This window comes from uncultured Methanobrevibacter sp., assembly GCF_905235195.1.
Lineage (GTDB): Archaea > Methanobacteriota > Methanobacteria > Methanobacteriales > Methanobacteriaceae > Methanarmilla.
In genome coordinates this window covers 14,996-31,182 of the sequence record NZ_CAJOKH010000037.1, presented here as the reverse complement: position 1 = coordinate 31,182, position 16,187 = coordinate 14,996, and the positions used below count along the sequence as shown (strand labels likewise).

15 protein-coding genes, 2 tRNA genes and 1 pseudogene are annotated in these 16,187 nt (G+C 26.2%); 9 read left to right on the top strand and 9 right to left on the bottom strand.

Translation table 11 applies throughout. The features are described 5' to 3' along the window. Positions 1-1,018 precede the first annotated feature (1,018 nt). The gene (locus tag QZ146_RS05680; protein WP_295722693.1) at positions 1,019-1,282 is read left to right on the top strand and encodes a HypC/HybG/HupF family hydrogenase formation chaperone; all 264 of its coding nucleotides are present in this window, start codon (positions 1,019-1,021) and stop codon (positions 1,280-1,282) included. 252 nt (positions 1,283-1,534) lie between these two features. On the opposite strand, the gene QZ146_RS05675 is transcribed toward QZ146_RS05680, so the two are convergent. The 6 genes from QZ146_RS05675 to QZ146_RS05650 all read right to left on the bottom strand — a co-directional run bounded on the left by QZ146_RS05675 (position 1,535) and on the right by QZ146_RS05650 (position 4,754). Next, entirely contained in the window at positions 1,535-2,038 is a 504-nt protein-coding gene (locus tag QZ146_RS05675) for an amino acid-binding protein (RefSeq protein WP_295722692.1), read from the bottom strand. A gap of 153 nt (positions 2,039-2,191) precedes the next feature. Then, positions 2,192-2,266: transfer RNA gene (locus QZ146_RS05670), tRNA-Ile, on the bottom strand. A 47-nt stretch (positions 2,267-2,313) separates the two neighbouring features. Next, positions 2,314-2,388 (bottom strand) — tRNA-Ile (locus tag QZ146_RS05665). A gap of 138 nt (positions 2,389-2,526) precedes the next feature. Beyond that, positions 2,527-2,814, bottom strand: a complete 288-nt coding sequence (locus QZ146_RS05660) for an iron-sulfur cluster assembly protein (RefSeq protein ID WP_295722691.1) — start codon at positions 2,812-2,814, stop codon at positions 2,527-2,529. 516 nt (positions 2,815-3,330) lie between these two features. Then, positions 3,331-4,245: a DUF5591 domain-containing protein gene (locus tag QZ146_RS05655; RefSeq protein WP_295722690.1), complete on the bottom strand. Its 915-nt coding sequence runs from the start codon at positions 4,243-4,245 to the stop codon at positions 3,331-3,333. 8 nt (positions 4,246-4,253) lie between these two features. Then, a complete protein-coding gene (locus tag QZ146_RS05650; RefSeq protein ID WP_295722689.1) occupies positions 4,254-4,754 on the bottom strand; it encodes a TIGR00295 family protein in 501 nt (166 codons plus the stop codon). Positions 4,755-5,059: 305 nt separating this feature from the next. Between QZ146_RS05650 and QZ146_RS05645 the strand changes: the two genes are divergently transcribed. Next, positions 5,060-6,493, top strand: coding sequence for a carbon starvation protein A (locus QZ146_RS05645; protein WP_295722688.1), 1,434 nt, complete (start codon positions 5,060-5,062; stop codon positions 6,491-6,493). Between the two features lie 32 nt (positions 6,494-6,525). Here the strand turns inward: QZ146_RS05645 and QZ146_RS05640 are convergent, their stop codons facing one another. The 3 genes from QZ146_RS05640 to QZ146_RS05630 form a co-directional block, all read right to left on the bottom strand. Beyond that, positions 6,526-7,416 (bottom strand): CPBP family intramembrane glutamic endopeptidase, encoded by an 891-nt coding sequence (locus tag QZ146_RS05640; RefSeq protein ID WP_295722687.1) that lies wholly within the window; start codon positions 7,414-7,416, stop codon positions 6,526-6,528. A 221-nt stretch (positions 7,417-7,637) separates the two neighbouring features. Beyond that, on the bottom strand, positions 7,638-8,162 hold the full coding sequence (tfe, locus tag QZ146_RS05635; protein ID WP_295722685.1) for a transcription factor E: 525 nt from the start codon (positions 8,160-8,162) through the stop codon (positions 7,638-7,640). Positions 8,163-8,368: 206 nt separating this feature from the next. Next, complete coding sequence (locus tag QZ146_RS05630) at positions 8,369-9,292, bottom strand: coenzyme F420-0:L-glutamate ligase (RefSeq protein WP_295722695.1); 924 nt, start codon at positions 9,290-9,292, stop codon at positions 8,369-8,371. A gap of 691 nt (positions 9,293-9,983) precedes the next feature. On the opposite strand from QZ146_RS05630, the pseudogene QZ146_RS05625 reads away from it, so the two are divergent. From QZ146_RS05625 to QZ146_RS05595, 7 genes and pseudogenes are all read left to right on the top strand, one after another. Next, positions 9,984-11,016, top strand: a pseudogene (locus tag QZ146_RS05625) (transposase). A gap of 284 nt (positions 11,017-11,300) precedes the next feature. Then, entirely contained in the window at positions 11,301-12,425 is a 1,125-nt protein-coding gene (gene ftsZ, locus QZ146_RS05620; protein ID WP_295722684.1) for a cell division protein FtsZ, read from the top strand. A 318-nt stretch (positions 12,426-12,743) separates the two neighbouring features. After that, on the top strand, positions 12,744-12,923 hold the full coding sequence (locus tag QZ146_RS05615) for a protein translocase SEC61 complex subunit gamma (RefSeq protein ID WP_295722683.1): 180 nt from the start codon (positions 12,744-12,746) through the stop codon (positions 12,921-12,923). 291 nt (positions 12,924-13,214) lie between these two features. After that, positions 13,215-13,697 (top strand): transcription elongation factor Spt5, encoded by a 483-nt coding sequence (locus QZ146_RS05610; protein ID WP_295722682.1) that lies wholly within the window; start codon positions 13,215-13,217, stop codon positions 13,695-13,697. Then, positions 13,697-14,179 carry a 50S ribosomal protein L11 gene (locus QZ146_RS05605; RefSeq protein ID WP_295722681.1) on the top strand — a complete coding sequence of 161 codons (483 nt, stop codon included), beginning with the start codon at positions 13,697-13,699 and terminating at the stop codon, positions 14,177-14,179. Before QZ146_RS05610 ends, QZ146_RS05605 begins: the two co-directional genes overlap by 1 nt. Before the next feature lie 311 nt (positions 14,180-14,490). Further along, a complete protein-coding gene (locus QZ146_RS05600) occupies positions 14,491-15,129 on the top strand; it encodes a 50S ribosomal protein L1 (RefSeq protein ID WP_295722680.1) in 639 nt (212 codons plus the stop codon). Continuing rightward, positions 15,129-16,136, top strand: coding sequence for a 50S ribosomal protein L10 (locus tag QZ146_RS05595; protein WP_295722679.1), 1,008 nt, complete (start codon positions 15,129-15,131; stop codon positions 16,134-16,136). Before QZ146_RS05600 ends, QZ146_RS05595 begins: the two co-directional genes overlap by 1 nt. Positions 16,137-16,187 lie beyond the last annotated feature (51 nt).

Sequence of the window (16,187 nt, the reverse complement as noted above, 5' to 3'; positions counted from 1 at the left end):
ACTGATTTTTGTGAACGTACGTCCGTTTATCATCAATTGAAATTAGATGTGATGATTTTTTAGTTTTTATTAAAAAATTGCATTTTGGCGGACACCCTATATTGAAATAAAATATAAGGATAAAACGATTAATAATTATACATATCATATTGATTCAAATCAAATAAAATATTAATTAATTTTTCTATTCCTTTTTTCTTTTTTTATTTTTAAGAGTGTCCGCCAAAATAGAATTTTTTAATAAATTCGTTACTTTAAATCAAAAAATAAGCATTTTAATAAATTTTTCAATAGGAATTTTTGGCTTTTGGCGGACACTCTTAACCTTTTTTTATATTCCACTAATTTTTCTAGTTTCATTTTAATTTTTAAATAAATTTTAAAAGCTAATTTTCATACTTAATTATTAAGTACATGTATAATTCTTCACTTTTTTAATAATTTTTTCATAAATTTATAACAATTCATTATTTTATTTATATATAACTTCGCCTTTTAGTATAAAGGATTAATATTTTATATACTATACTTAACATACTATAAATCACAACATAAAACACTGAATTCTATTAGATAAAGAAAAAAGCAAAAATTGAAAAAACAAGAAAAGATTTATTCACCAACAGACAAGGTGACAGACTTTCAGTATGATCTATGAGGTTAATATTTAAAAAATATGCTAAAATGCAGAGGGGGTATTGGTTGCAAATGATGATTTCAGATTAGTTAATGGAAAATATTTTTGAATAATTCCACTCACACACTCTCAGACATACATTTTTAACTTATACGATAAATGATTTGAATCTGCCACTTAGTTTTGCAAAAGATATAGAGAACATCAAAATATATCTATTACTGAAAGTTTATAGTTCCTTCACAGGTTAAGAATATGAGGAATTATCAGAAAATGTTTATGAAATAATAATTTTTATATACTTTTGCAATACAAATTTAATATTAATTAAAATAGATTTATTATATTTTTAAAAAAATCAATTTTTTAGGAGAGAAAAATATGTGTATTGCAGCACCAGCTCATGTAGTTGAGATTGATAGGGAAAATGGTTTATTATCTGCTGACTTTGGAGGAGTCAGACAAACTGCAAAACTTAATCTTTTGCCAGATGTTGAAGTTGGAGATTATGTTTTAATTCATGCAGGTTATGCTATAGAAAAATTGTCTGAAGAAGCAGCTTTAGAATCTCTTGAAGCATGGGATGAACTTTTAGAAGTTTTAGATGAAGAAGATAAAGAGTGGGAAGAAAACCATTCTAATTAAAAATTTTATTTTATTTTCAATTTAATTATTAAAACTATTTAATAGACTAAAATTATTTTTTATTTATTATTTGTAATTTCTAGCTATTTTTATTACTTATTCTATTTATTTTCATAATATGCTAATTATATTTTTTTATTCTTATTTTCATTAGTTATTCTAATTTATTTTATAATATTTTATATATCTTAATTTTATTTTTCCCTATTTTTATTATAATTACTCAATTTTTAATCATTATTTTTTATTTAATTAATAAATAGAAACTCTTTTCACTTTATCTATTTTTAAAAATTCATTAATTAAATCTCCCGGTACTGGCTCATCTGTAATGATTGTAAGTACAGGAGCATTTTCAAGATAAGTATCCTCTGCATATGCTTGTCTAATATTAATGTTTTTTTCTGAAATCATAGTACTGGTTGATGCAAGTATTCCGTTACTGTCTTTTCCGACTTCTATTTCAATTACACCAAGTCCTAAATTTTTTGCTAAATTTTTAAGTAATGTACCTGCAGGTACAATATTTTTAAATATTGGACTTAATTCATCATCTTTTAAAATAAGGTTTATTGTTGATTTAATCACTCTTCTATCTACATCTGAGACTTTTGCAAGTGCAGATTCGCTTATTTTTAAATCTCCACAGTATGGTTTTCCATCATCAGAAATTCTTATACCTAATTCTATCATTTTTTGGATAACTCTAATTCTTGCAGGGTATTTTTGGAATTTTTTGTCTACTTTTTCCCACATTTTAACTAAACTCCACATTTTTGTACCTTAGAGTATATGATTTTTGATATATAAATTTTATTAGAGTTAATTATTTTTTTATAATTGGCTGTTTTTAGTTAAAATATAAAATTAATAAGTTCTAAAAGTTTTTTTTTAAAAATAGTTTTTAAGTAGGCTAGATGGGATTCGAACCCACGACCTCACGGTTATCAGCCGTGCGCGCTAACCAGGCTGTGCCACTAGCCTATATGAAATAGAATATAATATTTAATTTTATAAAAATAGTTTTTAAGTAGGCTAGATGGGATTCGAACCCACGACCTCACGGTTATCAGCCGTGCGCGCTAACCAGGCTGTGCCACTAGCCTATTTTAATTGAATTAAATATTTCATAACATGTATTTGTAGCCATTACAAGTACAAGTTAAATGATTTTTTATTTTTATTATATATAATAGTTTCGTTTTTTTTTTAAAAAGAAAATAAGATTTTATATATAAAAAAATTTAATCCTTATTAATCATTTCATTAATAGCATCTGCCATAGTATGATCAATAATTTTAATTCTTACTTTTTCAACACCATCAACATTACTTGCAAGTTCTTTTACTTGTACTGCAATACGTGTAACACTCATACATCCAGGATTAGTTGGTTTAAGTACAATTTCTACTTCATCGTTTTCAACATTAATTTCATCTAAGAGCCCCATATCAACAATACTAATACCCATATGTGGATCTAAAACAGGATAAACTGCATTTTTTATAGCTGTTTGCATATCTTCACTCATAAATCTCACCTTAGTTTTTATTATATAATTGAATTAATATTTAAATTCTAAATAATTAAATGTTTATCTATAAATTAAAATTAGCTTTATTAATTTAGTTAAAATATATTTTTTAATAATATTTAAAATAATTTTTTTATTATGACCAATTTTAAGTTAATTTAAATACTACTTTTAATATTAGTTTTATAATCCTATTTAAAGTATACTATTTATAAAAAATTATTTATATTTTTAAAGTTATTATATTTGGTAAATAAGGTATTAATAGTTTATATTAGTTTAAATACTTCTATATTACTATTAATATTAATTAATTTGCTTTTAACCTTATTTTATATAGGTTTGAAAAGATTAGAGTATATCTTTCCAAAATATAAACTTAAAAGACCAGAGTATATTACTTCCAAATATAAACTTAAAAAGATTAGAATATGTAATTTCAAAATATAAACTTAAAAAGATTAGAGTATATAATTTTAAAATAATTAAATAAAATTATTAGGAATTTTAAAATTATTTTCTTCTGTGCCTAATATTTACTGCAACACCATATGATGTTTTTTCCATCTCTTCACCACTAATGATTGCTCTTCCTACACCTAATACTTCACCATCTTTTACAACAACTACCTGATCTCTTGGTATAATTGATGGGTCTGCTTTTAAAATACCAACAGAAAATACTGTATTAGTTTTAAGTTCAAAATCAATTTCTACTACTTTAAGATTTAAATCTCTAAGTAATTCTCCCCCTGCTAAATTAAGAGAATATAGGCCTACATCTTTATTTAAATATGCAATTTGCTTATTATTATAATATAATTTTTTATGAAACATTCCTTTAGCTACAATTTCATCAGGAATGAAATTTTCTCCACCTTCACCAAATTGATATCTGGCAATTGATCTAAGTTCATGTAATGTTCTATCACGTCTTGGTTTCTTTTCATATTTTTTAAGTTCCATACGTGTATTATATATAGAGTCAGGATGGGTTGGACGATTTTCAACACAAGTATATGTAATATCTAGTCCATCTAAATATTCCATGCAAGTTTCTGCATATCCTCCAGAAACATTAGCTATAGCAGGGGTATCTCCAATATATTCTCTTAATAGTAATCCAGATTCTCTTTTTTCATCTTCACTCCAGGAGCCCGTTACACTAACATCATAGGCATTTATAGGAAATGTATTTTCTAATTCTCTTGGACAAATACCAAAAGGACTAGTTACAATTACTTCCTGATAACCTTTAGTAGCTCTTTTAAATCGTTGATGGGATTTTGAATTAGAATATGGTTTTTTCATACTACAAGGAAGAATAGCAATAACATCTCCAAATGGTTTAATTAATTTCATACGCTCTCTCCACATAAGAGCCTCTGGCCTATATAATGATTCTTCACTTGAACATATAACTTTCATTTTATCACTTAATCTTTATTTTCAAACTGACCAATTAATTCATAGTCAAGTTCTATTAATTTTTCTATATTTTCATCAGCATTATCAATCTGTCTTTTCCATTTTTGAATAACAAAATCTAAATCTACTTCTACATCTCCTTTAAGTAAATTATCCGCATGTGCTACTATTTTCTCTTCAATACTTTCAGGAACATATGATTTTATAGGAAGTTTTAATTCTTTTGCTTCTTTTTCACTTATTCCAACACCAATGTGTCGCTCTACAATATGCACTACATCTTCACTATAATTATTTTCTCTTAATATCTCTGCACCTACAACGGCATGTTTAATATCATGAGTTTTACTTCTTCCAATATCATGTAGTAATGCGCCAGTTTTAATAAGCTCTTTATCTGCTTCTGGAAAATTTACTAAGATTTTTAGAGCTTTTTTATATACTGCAATTGAATGTCTAATCACATTTTCAGGTGTTTCTTCTTTTTTTAAAAATTCTATTTCATCCATAGTATCTAATCTGCAACAATAAATTCTAATTATTTAATATTATAATTACTAATAAGATTTAAAGTTTTATACTATTATTTTATTGTTCATTTATTTAATTTGTAATATTTATCTTTTTATAGAAAATGCTGATTTAAAGTTAAATTCCTGTTAATTATTTAATCTCTATTTTTATCTAAATTCCCCTCTATTTATTATTTATTAAACTTTTTTCTTTTTTTTAATCTTATTATAAATTAGATTGGTTGTGATAAGTTTTTATTTTTTCATAAACTATATATAGATAATAAATTAATAATAGTTGTATGTATAGTTTTATATTATGTCTATTATTATTAATTATGTCGTATTTTGTTTATGGAAAAATATTAGAAAAAATAGTGGGTGTTGACGAGTCTCGTCCTACTCCTGTTCAAAGAATGGAGAACGGGGTTGATTATGTACCTTTAAGCAGAATTAAAAATTTTTTAATTCATTTTTTAAATATTGCTGGTCTTGGACCTATTTTTGGTGTTATTCAAGGTGCATTATTCGGTCCATCTGCATTTTTATGGATTACTTTTGGAACTATTTTTATTGGTGCAGTTCATGATTTCTTTTCAGGATTTTTATCCTTAAGACATGATGGATATACTATGCCGAAGGTTATTTCTAAATACTTGGGAAAAACAGTTCAAAAATTCATTGCAGTTATAACTATTATAACTGGTATTTTAGTTGCATCAGTATTTGCTTCTGGTTCTGCATCTTTAATTAGTACTTTAACCGATACTCCAATATTGTTATGGATTGTTATAATTTTTATTTACTTTTTAGTTGCAACACTATTTCCTTTGGATAAAATTATTGGAAAAGTATACCCTATCTTTGGATTACTTTTTTTAGTAATGGTTATTTTAATTACAGGTGCTTTATTTTTACATCCTGAATATCAAATACCTGAATTTACAACCTCTGGTCTATTTTTAAGTGATAAACCGATTTTCCCATTTTTATTCATTACTATTGCATGTGGAGCTATTTCAGGGTTTCATGCATCACAATCACCGATTGTTGCTAGGTCTATGAAAAATGAAAATGATGCAAGACCTGTATTTTTCGGAGCTATGGTTTTAGAGGGTATAACTGCACTTTGTTGGGCAGCTGTTACACTTGCATTTTTCCATGCTCAACCACAAATTGCAGCAGTATATGCAGGAACTCCAACAGTTGGAGTATATCAAATGGCATCAAATTTGATTAATCCTATAGGGGTAGCTTTAATTATTTTAGGTGTTGTTGTTTGCCCAATTACTACTGGAGATACTGCACTTAGAAGTTCAAGAATTACAATATCTGATGAATTAAATATTAATCAGGAAAAATTATTGTCAAGGTTAAAAATAGCATTACCATTGTTTATAATATCTTTTGCTCTTACATTTGTTGATTTTTCTTTAATTTGGAGATACTTTTCATGGTTCCAATTAATATTTGCTATTGCAGTACTTCTTACAGCAACTGTATATTTAATTAAAATAAAAAAACAATATCTTATTACATTAATACCTGCAGTTATCTGTATATTAATTGCTTTTGCATATATTTTACAAGCTCCTGAAGGCCTAGCTTTACCTGCAATGATTTCTAATATTATTTCAGTTATTTTAACTATTATATTAACTGGAATATTCTTGAAAATATACAAATTTAACAATAAAAATGAGGATAATAATAAAATAGAGGAAGAAAACTCTTAATTTTAGTATTTTCATTTATTTTTTCTATTTTTTTATGTCTTATTTTCTTTAATATATAATGATAAGAATAATCCAATAATTATTACAAATGTTGCTATTAAACCGGATTCAGGTCCAAATGTCCCTCCTCCAATTATATTTTCACTAACTTGGCTAAATTTTAGTAGAGAAGGTGTTGTTTGACCACTTACATTAAATCCAAATAATATTCCTTGTGAAAAATTCCATGCTGCATGAGCACTACCACAAATCCATATGTTATCATATTTTATAAACAAAATTGCAAAGAATACTCCAACTAAAAATATGTTTATAATTGGTAATAGGTCTATTCCTGAATTGAAAATATGAGCCATTGAAAATAGTATATTACTTATTATTATAGCCGCTATAATGCTATGTCTTTTATATATATAAGTCATTGCCCAACCACGCATTTCAAATTCTTCACCTAAGGATTGAACAAAAAAACCTAATAAAAATGGAACTAAAAGGATAAGGGATGATAAATTATAACCCGTATATTTGTATTGTCCAGATATAAGACCTATTATTACAACTGTTAAAAACATTAGAAAACCAATACCTAATCCTCTTAAAACTGAAGGGAGTATATTGTCTTTAGAAAAACCTACACTTCTAAAACTACGTTTTTCGAATTTTTTAACTATAATATATACTAAAATTGGGATAAATATAAATCCGAATAATCCCATCAATTGCCAGTATACATCTACTTTAGGTAATATTGCCATAGAAATTAGGTCTAAAACAATATTTAAACCAATTGTTCCAATGTATAAAAGCAAGAATAGTCCTATAAAAATCAATATGTCTATTATGATGGACCGTTCTTTTACATTTTCTCGTGATTCTTTTAATGTTTGTGAGTTATCTGTAAATTTTTTTATATTATTTAACATTTAACCACCTTAATCATTTAAATATGGTTTTTTATTAAAAACTTCTATAAAATTAATTTTTATAAATAAACACAATAAATAATAAATTAAAACAAGAAAGTAAAATAAAAAATATTTAAATAAATTTTTAAAAGTATTTTCATTGTTTTAAATTAATTTTAAACTTATCTAATATTCTTAAATTTAAAAATTAGTTAAAAAAAGATTTAAAAAATTTAAATTCAGTTTCCAATTGATTCATATTTTTCTTGAAGAGAAGCAATTTCTTTTTCTAGACTTTCTATAAACTCGTCATTAGGCTCAAATACAATTTCTTCACCACATTCTGGACATACAAAATCATTATTACTTGCATCTTCAAAACCGAATCTATTGTGTCCTTGAGGGCATACGAAAAACATATTGTTTTTCTCATCATCTAATATTTTTTCATATTCTTCAATTTCTTCATGGATATGTTTTCTAAGAGTGTTATTCACTTCTTCAGGTTCAAATTGCCAATCATAACTAAACCATTGAGTTTCTGGATCTTTATGTCTTTTATAACTTGCAAGTCCTGCATCATAAAGTTTATAAAGCATTTTTCTAACAATATTTAAACGAATTCCAGTTTTCTCTGCAATTTCTTCATCAGTTGTTATTCCGTCATTAAGACATCTAACAATTTCAATATTGTCTGAATCATCCTCTATAGGATCATTAATTATTTCTTTCAATAAATCTTGTACTAATGGGTCATCTAACATATGATTTCTCCATGATTTTATTAAATACTTTTTATTTTCTTTTATAGTTAGTATTGAAATTTAAACAATACTCCAATAAAAATAGAACATATTATATTAAATCTGCTAATATTTAATACAATTAATAGTATTATATATATAATTAATTCTAATTAATATATTTTTTTATTTTCATAATTTCCTTTTAAGTTTAATTTAAAAATTCTTTAGAAATATGTATTTTTTTTATTTTTTCTAATTATAACTGCTGGGGTGTGGGTTATTTTATTTAAAGTTTCAACACTTATGCTATCTTCTTTACTGTCGGTGGATAGAACCTTTTTAGCACTATGTATTGTTTCCATAGATGTTTCAAGTGATTTTTGGTAATCTTCAGCAATATTAGCTATTTTAAGAGAATATTCAACGGATAATTTTTTACTGGACCCAAGTGGTGTTGAACCCATGTTTTCAGATAATTGTCCAAGAGTATACCCCCATACTCCTTTATTAGATTGGATTCCTTCAATTGCAGTTGGAAGTCCTGTAAAATATTTATCTCCTCTTCTATATGTTGCATCGGTGTCAATTATCATCACATTAACATTTTTATTAGTTTTATCTTTTATCATATTTGATAGATCTTCTGCAACTTTTTGAGGATTTTCAGGTAAAAGGGATACAAATGTTCCGGGAGAATTGCTTAAATCTATACCTGCTTCGGATGCAGGTTTAAGAGCATGTTTCCATCCATATAATTCAAGTACTACTTGTTTATGTGCTGCAGTTTGTGGTGGAAGTATTCTTAGATTTTTTATCGTTCTTTTTTTAATTTTTAAAAGGGGTCCTAGAACATATCCCCAAATATATTTACTCCAAACTCCTGCAAGAAACTTACTTGATAGACTTGGAGAATATTGAGCTTCATCTACAAGTCGTCCTTGTGAAACTGATATGGGGGTTTCTGCAATAACCAAATAATCTTCATCTTCAAATAAAGGTATAGCTACATCAAAAAGTTTATCTAAACTTTCATTAGGTTTAATATAAGATGTTTCAATAGGAATAACACTGTATTCTTCATTTAAAACATATTTATATTTTATTCCTTCATTTGTTTTAGAGTATTTGTATTCTGTTTTATTTTCCATCATATTTTCCTTAAAATTAAATTATAAAAGGAGTCTATTTTTAAAAAAAACTTATAAGATTTTAAACATTTTTTTATTGTATATTTTTTACTTATTATTTTATTATTATATTAATATTTTTTTTATTTTTTTTATTTTCTTATTAATTAATTATATTTTTAACTTATTACTGCAATTTTATTTTTTTATTTACTATTAGAATTAATTAATTTTTTCATTAATAAATTTATTATATTATTATAATTATTTGTTTTTTTATAATTTTAGGTCTTTTTTTATTTGTAAAATTTTATAAAATTATATTTTTTTAATTTGTTTTGGATTGTTTTTATTTAAATTAATTGTATAATTTTTGTTTAATTAGTTAGTTGTTAATTTTTATTAATTTAATATTTAATCATATAATTTTTATTATATTTTATTTTCAATTTAATATTATTCTTATATTTCCTTCTTATTTATTTTACTTCTATTTTTAAAAATTTTTTTAGGGTCTGAATTTTTTCGAATAAAATTCAACATAATTGCTCTTATTTTTATTATTTATCATGTCCCTATGGGATAGTTTGTAAAAATACAAATTAAAATTAGTTTTTTTTAATAAAAAAAGGTCTTTAAATCGTTAAATTTAAATAGTATGTGTTAATATGTTTATTTTGTAGTACAAATGAGACACTGATTAAATTTAGATATTAAAGACCCAAATTATAGTTTGTTGAAAGAGATATTTAAAATTAGGGATTGTAGAGTGTCTTCTGAAATTTTAGCTTCCTGTGGTTTTAAAAATATTGATAAACAAGTATTTACTTTTAAATTATATTTATCAGTATGTTCTTTGGTTTAGACATTTTATTCATATTGAGTGAGCTTGAATCTAAAGAAAAACTTTGTAAATACTTTAATATTTCTAAAATTTTAACTGCGGATCAATTTTATAAAAATTTTTCACAACAAGACTCAGAAAAACTTGTTAAAGCATTAAATCCTATTTAAATTCAAGAAAATCGTTTTAAAAGAAGAGGAAAAAAGACTTTTATTGTTGATGCTACACCTGTAGACTTGGATATTAATTTTCATAGAAAAAAGACTAACATCTCAAATCATTGAATTTAAAATAGATTTATTCTTCTTCTAAAGAAATTTATATTGGATTTAAAGCAACTGTTATAATTAATTTCGATAGTATAAAATCCTGTTTCTATTTTAATCCATTCTGGAGCTCCAAATGATGGAAAACTTTTTGACGAAATTATGAGAAATCTTCAAAAAAGAAGTATTATTCAAAAAGGAGACACTTTAATTTTTGATAAAAGTTATTACAGTTATAAAAACTACCAATTAGGAATTAGCAAATATAAAATCATTCCATTTATTTTTCCAAAAGACAATTTCAAAAGAAACAAACTAAATGAAATGACCAATTATCCTACATATTACCATCCTTTATGAAAACAAAGAAAATTAAAACAGAAAAAAGATTTTTTTGAAAATTTAAAAATGAATTATTAAAAAGATTAGATACCTGGAAAAATTTCAAAGCAAATAGAGGAAAAATAGAATATTTTTTCAAATTACTCAAACAATAACTTAAATTAAGAGAAATTCATAAATATACACCAAAATCTGTCGAAAAAACGGTATATTTAAATGTATTTTTAGGAGCCTTAATCATATCACTAGGATTTTACTCAAAAACACCCATACAACAATTGTCCGAGAACTGAAAAATTCAGGCCCCTAAATATTTTTTTTCATTTAAACCAAAATATTTATAAAAGTAGAAAATATAAAAAATAATTATTTAATATTTAATTAAGAAATTTAATATTTATTTAAGAAATAAAAATTAAAAAATATATTTGTTAATAGTAAATCGGTTTTTTATATTTTTAATAAAATATTTTTTTCTATATAATCTATTGGAATTAATATTCCTAAATTATTATTTACTATTTCATGAGTATTAATTTATAAAACTATATTAATTAATTTAATGTGGGGTTTATACGTGAAATTTATAGATGAAGCAATTAAAGAATCTGAAAAAAGATTAGGAGAAAAACCTTCTAACAAAGCTATAGTTTCAGATTTAGATAAAGAATTAAGAGAAATTATTGATGGAAGTCAAGCTAATATTTTTGTTGTTGGTGCTGGTGGTGCCGGTAACAACACCATTTCAAGATTAACTGAAGTAGGTATTGAAGGTGCTGAAACAGTCACTGTTAATACTGATGCACAAGATTTATTCTATAGCCAAGCAGATGAAAAAATTCTTTTAGGTCGAAAAACTTGTGGTGGATTAGGTGCAGGTGGAGAACCTGAAATTGGTGAAGAATGTGCTGAAGAAAGTGAAGATGATTTAAGAAATAAGCTTGATGGTGCAGATATGGTATTTGTCACCTGTGGTCTTGGTGGAGGAACTGGAACTGGTTCTGCTCCAGTTGTTGCTAAAATTGCTAAAAAATTAGGTGCATTGACTGTTAGTGTTGTAACTTTACCATTTTCTGCAGAAGGTGTAAAAAGAAGAGAAAATGCGGAAAAAGGTTTAGAAAAACTTCAAGCAGCATCTGATACAGTAATTGTTATTCCAAACGATAAACTTTTAGAAGTTGCTCCTAACTTACCATTAAATAAAGCATTTATGGTTTCTGATGAAATTTTAGGAAGGGCTGTAAAAGGAATAACTGAACTTATTACTAAAGCAGGTTTAGTAAGTTTAGATTTCGCAGATATTAGAAGTATTATGAAAGGTTCAGGAATGGCTATGATTGGTATGGGTGAATCAGATTCTGGCGAGAGAGCTTTAGAGTCTGTTCATGAAGCTTTAAGTAGTCCTTTACTTGATATTGATATTTCTGATGCTAAAGGTGCATTAATTAACATTACTGGTAGCTCCGATTTAACCTTACAAGAGGCTGAAAAAATCGTACAAATTGTTGCTGATAAATTAGACCCAGCAGCTAATATTATTTGGGGTACTCAAATCGATGAAAGTTTACAAAATATGGTCAGAACTACTATCATTGTTTCAGGAATTAAACCTTATGAATATAATGGTAATGAGATAATTCAAGATCAAGAAGTAGATCCAGAAGATGATCCATTAAATGACTTAATCGATGAAGTATTTTAGATAAATATAAATTTTTAATTATTTTTTAAATAATTAAATCATTTTTTTATTTTAATATTTTTACACTTTAAAGATTTTTTCATTAAAACTTCTTATTTTACTTTATTTTATTTGTATTTTTTTAAATAATTATTTTTCTTACTTTTAAAATTTGTTTATAAAAACAAATTTATTTTAAAATTTTTTAAAAATAATTGTTTTATAGTAAAATATTGAAAAAATACAAATCTTTATATGTAAAAATTTACAAAATTTTAATATACTAATTATTGATTAATTAATTTTTTATATAATTTTTATAAACTGTAGGGATATTTTATGGCAGTTCAAGAAAGATTACAAGATTTTACTAAAGAAGCTAGAAGAGTTATTAAAGTATCTAAAAAGCCAGATAGGGAAGAATATTTAAATTTCTCTAAAGTTACTGGAATTGGTATTTTGTTAATTGGTTTAATTGGTTTTATTATCGTTATTATTGGAATGTTAATTGGTTTATAACTAACAAATCATTAAATCTTTTTAATTTTTTAAAAAAATTTTATTTTTAACTCTTTTTTAGTCTTTTTTTTATTTTTCAAATTTTATTTATACCTTCTCTGAAAGGTTTAAATACTACTTAATAAATATATAATACTATTATATTAATCTACTTTTTATTATAATTCATATTAATTTTATTTATAGTAATCATTTATTTGCTATTTCAGTGTATTATAATAAACTAGATTTTATAATAAACCTTAATTAATCTATAATTACATTATAAATTTAATTATATAGGTGGATTACATGGAAGATAATAAAAATTCCATTTATGCTCTTAAAACATCAGCAGGTCAAGAAAGAAATGTAGCAAGAATACTCGCTACTAGATCACGTGAGACAAGAGATACTGAAACATTTATTGGTGTTGAGGCGATACTTGTTCCTGAATCTTTAAAAGGGTATATTATAGTAGAATCTTCTTCAAGAATTGATATGAGGAATCCTGCAATGAAAATACCTCATTTGAGAGGTGTTGTTGAAGGTAATCATCCTATTACATTAGAAGAAGTTAAAAGATTCTTAAAACCAGAACCAATCATTGCTTCTATTAAAGAAGGCAGTGTTGTTGAACTTATTTCTGGTCCATTTAAAGGTGAAAGGGCAAAAGTTGTGCGTATTGATAAATCTCGTGAAGAAGTAGTTCTTGAATTGGTTGAAGCTGCAGTTCCAATTCCTGTTACTGTTGAAGCAGATCAAATTAGAATTATTCAAAAGGAGGCTGACTGATGCCAGAAGACACAGTAGAGGTTCTAGTTGAAGGTGGAAGTGCCACCCCAGGACCACCATTAGGTCCTGCAATTGGTCCTTTAGGTATTAATATGATGCAAGTTGTTGAAGAAATCAATAATAAAACTGCTGATTTCAAAGGTATGAAAGTCCCTGTCAAAATCATTGTTGACAGTAGTACTAAAGAATTTGAAATCGAAATTGGTACTCCTCCAACAACTGCTCTTGTTATGGATGAGCTCAAAATTGAAAAAGGATCCCATGAACCAGGTAGTGAAGTTGCTGCAGATTTATCTGTAGAACAAGCTTACAAAATTGCTAGAATGAAATTTGGTTCATTACTTGCAAATGATTACAAAGCAGCTACCAAAGAAGTTATGGGTACCTGTGTAAGTATGGGTATTAATGTTGATGGTAAAGATGCTAGAGACGCTCAAAAAGCACTTGATGCTGGTGAGTATGATAGTATTTTTGAACAATAATTCCTTTAAAATTTCAAACTCAAAGAGTAAATTCATAGCAGTGTATATGATATTATAACAGATTTTTAAAATTATGTTATGGTGGATATACTGTATTATAATCTATTTTATAGATTAAATTCTTAAAAAAAATGTTTTAAGAACTAAAAGTACATTTATTGTAAATGTATAATTGTTTATACAAAATATACGACTAGTACTTTTAAAAAACAATGGTAGTCGATATTAATTTATTAATTTATTATGATTATTTTTATTATCGATTGCTCGTAACCAAATAAATTCGTGAACAATGTTCATGGAGGATTTATATGACACAAGATATGATAGAAGCGGTGAAGAAGGCTAAAGAACAATCCAAGCCGAGGAACTTCACACAGTCTATTGATATGATTATTAATATCAAAGACTTGGATGTCAATAAACCAGAAAATAGGTTTGAAGAAGAAGTTGTTCTCCCACATGGCCGTGGTAAAGGGGTCAAAGTCGGTGTTATTGCTGATGGGGATTTAACTACTCAAGCTAAAGATGCTGGTGTAAGTCTTGTTATTCAAAAAACTGATTTAGAAGGTTATGGAAAAGATAGAAAAGAAGCTAAAAAAATGGCTAATAATGTTGACTTTTTCATAGCTCAAGCTGATTTAATGCCATTGGTTGGTAGATTTTTAGGTCCAGTTCTCGGTCCTCGTAAAAAAATGCCTAGACCAGTTCCTGCAAATATTAAATTAGCTCCAGTCATTGAAAGGTTAGAAAATACTATTAAAGTAGGAATTAAACAACAACCTTCTATTCAAGTTTTAGTTGGTACACAAGATATGGCTGACGAGCAAATAGCTGAAAATGTGGAAGCTGTTCTTGCAATCTTAGACCGCCACTTAGAAAAAGGAAGAAAACAAATTAAATCCATGTATATTAAAACAACTATGGGTTCAGTAGTGAGGGTGATATAATGGCTCACGTTGCTGAATGGAAAAAAGATGAAGTTAAAGAGATTGCAAATTTAATAGACTCTTATGAAGTTATAGGGGTTGTAGATCTTTTAAATATTCCAGCAAGACAACTTCAAGAAATGAGAAAAAGTCTTACTGGTAATGCACATATAAGATTATCTAAAATTAATCTCATAAATTTGGCTTTAGAAGATTGCAATAAAAATAAAGAAAATCTTATTAACCTTTCTGAACATTTATCAGGTCAACCTGCATTAATATTTACTGATATGAATCCTTTCAGATTATTTAAAATCTTAGAAGACAGTAAAACTAATGCTCCTGCAAAAGCGGGAAGTGTTGCAAAAGATGATATCATAGTTCCTAAAGGTGATACAGGTTTTGAACCAGGTCCATTCTTAGGTGAATTGCAACAAATTGGTGCAAATGCTAAAATTGACCAAGGTAAAATTGTAGTTGACAAAGATGCAGTTGTTGTAGAAGCTGGTGAAGTTGTATCCCAACAGGTTGCTAGTGTTTTAACTAGATTAGAGATTAAACCTATGGAAGTTGGAATCGATTTATATGCTGTTTACGAAGATGGTGCTGTTTACACATCTGATGTTCTTGCAATTGATGAAGAAGAAACTCTTGCAAATGTTCAAGATGCATTCAACAAAGCATTCAACTTATCTGTCTTTGCTAATATACCTACAAAAGATACTATTGCAACTATTATACAAACTGCTCATAGTAAAGCAACCAATGTTGCTATGGAAGCAGGTATTGTTAACTCTAAAACTACTGATATGATTTTATCTTTAGCAAATGCTAAAATGTTAGCATTAGCAGGTGCATTGTCTGCTGATGCATTAGATAGTGAATTATCTGACAAATTATCAAATGTTGCTAGTGCTGCACCTGTAGCAGTAGCAAATGATGCTGAAGAAGAAGTTGAAGAAGAAGTAGAAGAGGAAGAAGACTCTGAAGAAGAAGCAGCAGCAGGTTTAGGTGCTCTCTTCGGTTAATCATAAATTTTTAAGTTTTTTATTGTTTTAAATAAACCTAATATATTATTT

Bases quoted from the DNA above. Each gene is read 5' to 3' on its own strand.
- QZ146_RS05680 (WP_295722693.1), top strand. From the start codon at position 1,019: ATGTGTATTGCAGCACCAGCTCATGTAGTTGAGATTGATAGGGAAAAT.
- QZ146_RS05675 (WP_295722692.1), bottom strand. From the start codon at position 2,038: ATGTGGGAAAAAGTAGACAAAAAATTCCAAAAATACCCTGCAAGAATT.
- QZ146_RS05660 (WP_295722691.1), bottom strand. From the start codon at position 2,814: ATGAGTGAAGATATGCAAACAGCTATAAAAAATGCAGTTTATCCTGTT.
- QZ146_RS05655 (WP_295722690.1), bottom strand. From the start codon at position 4,245: ATGAAAGTTATATGTTCAAGTGAAGAATCATTATATAGGCCAGAGGCT.
- QZ146_RS05650 (WP_295722689.1), bottom strand. From the start codon at position 4,754: ATGGATGAAATAGAATTTTTAAAAAAAGAAGAAACACCTGAAAATGTG.
- QZ146_RS05645 (WP_295722688.1), top strand. From the start codon at position 5,060: ATGTATAGTTTTATATTATGTCTATTATTATTAATTATGTCGTATTTT.
- QZ146_RS05640 (WP_295722687.1), bottom strand. From the start codon at position 7,416: ATGTTAAATAATATAAAAAAATTTACAGATAACTCACAAACATTAAAA.
- tfe (WP_295722685.1), bottom strand. From the start codon at position 8,162: ATGTTAGATGACCCATTAGTACAAGATTTATTGAAAGAAATAATTAAT.
- QZ146_RS05630 (WP_295722695.1), bottom strand. From the start codon at position 9,292: ATGGAAAATAAAACAGAATACAAATACTCTAAAACAAATGAAGGAATA.
- QZ146_RS05615 (WP_295722683.1), top strand. From the start codon at position 12,744: ATGGCAGTTCAAGAAAGATTACAAGATTTTACTAAAGAAGCTAGAAGA.
- QZ146_RS05610 (WP_295722682.1), top strand. From the start codon at position 13,215: ATGGAAGATAATAAAAATTCCATTTATGCTCTTAAAACATCAGCAGGT.
- QZ146_RS05605 (WP_295722681.1), top strand. From the start codon at position 13,697: ATGCCAGAAGACACAGTAGAGGTTCTAGTTGAAGGTGGAAGTGCCACC.
- QZ146_RS05600 (WP_295722680.1), top strand. From the start codon at position 14,491: ATGACACAAGATATGATAGAAGCGGTGAAGAAGGCTAAAGAACAATCC.
- QZ146_RS05595 (WP_295722679.1), top strand. From the start codon at position 15,129: ATGGCTCACGTTGCTGAATGGAAAAAAGATGAAGTTAAAGAGATTGCA.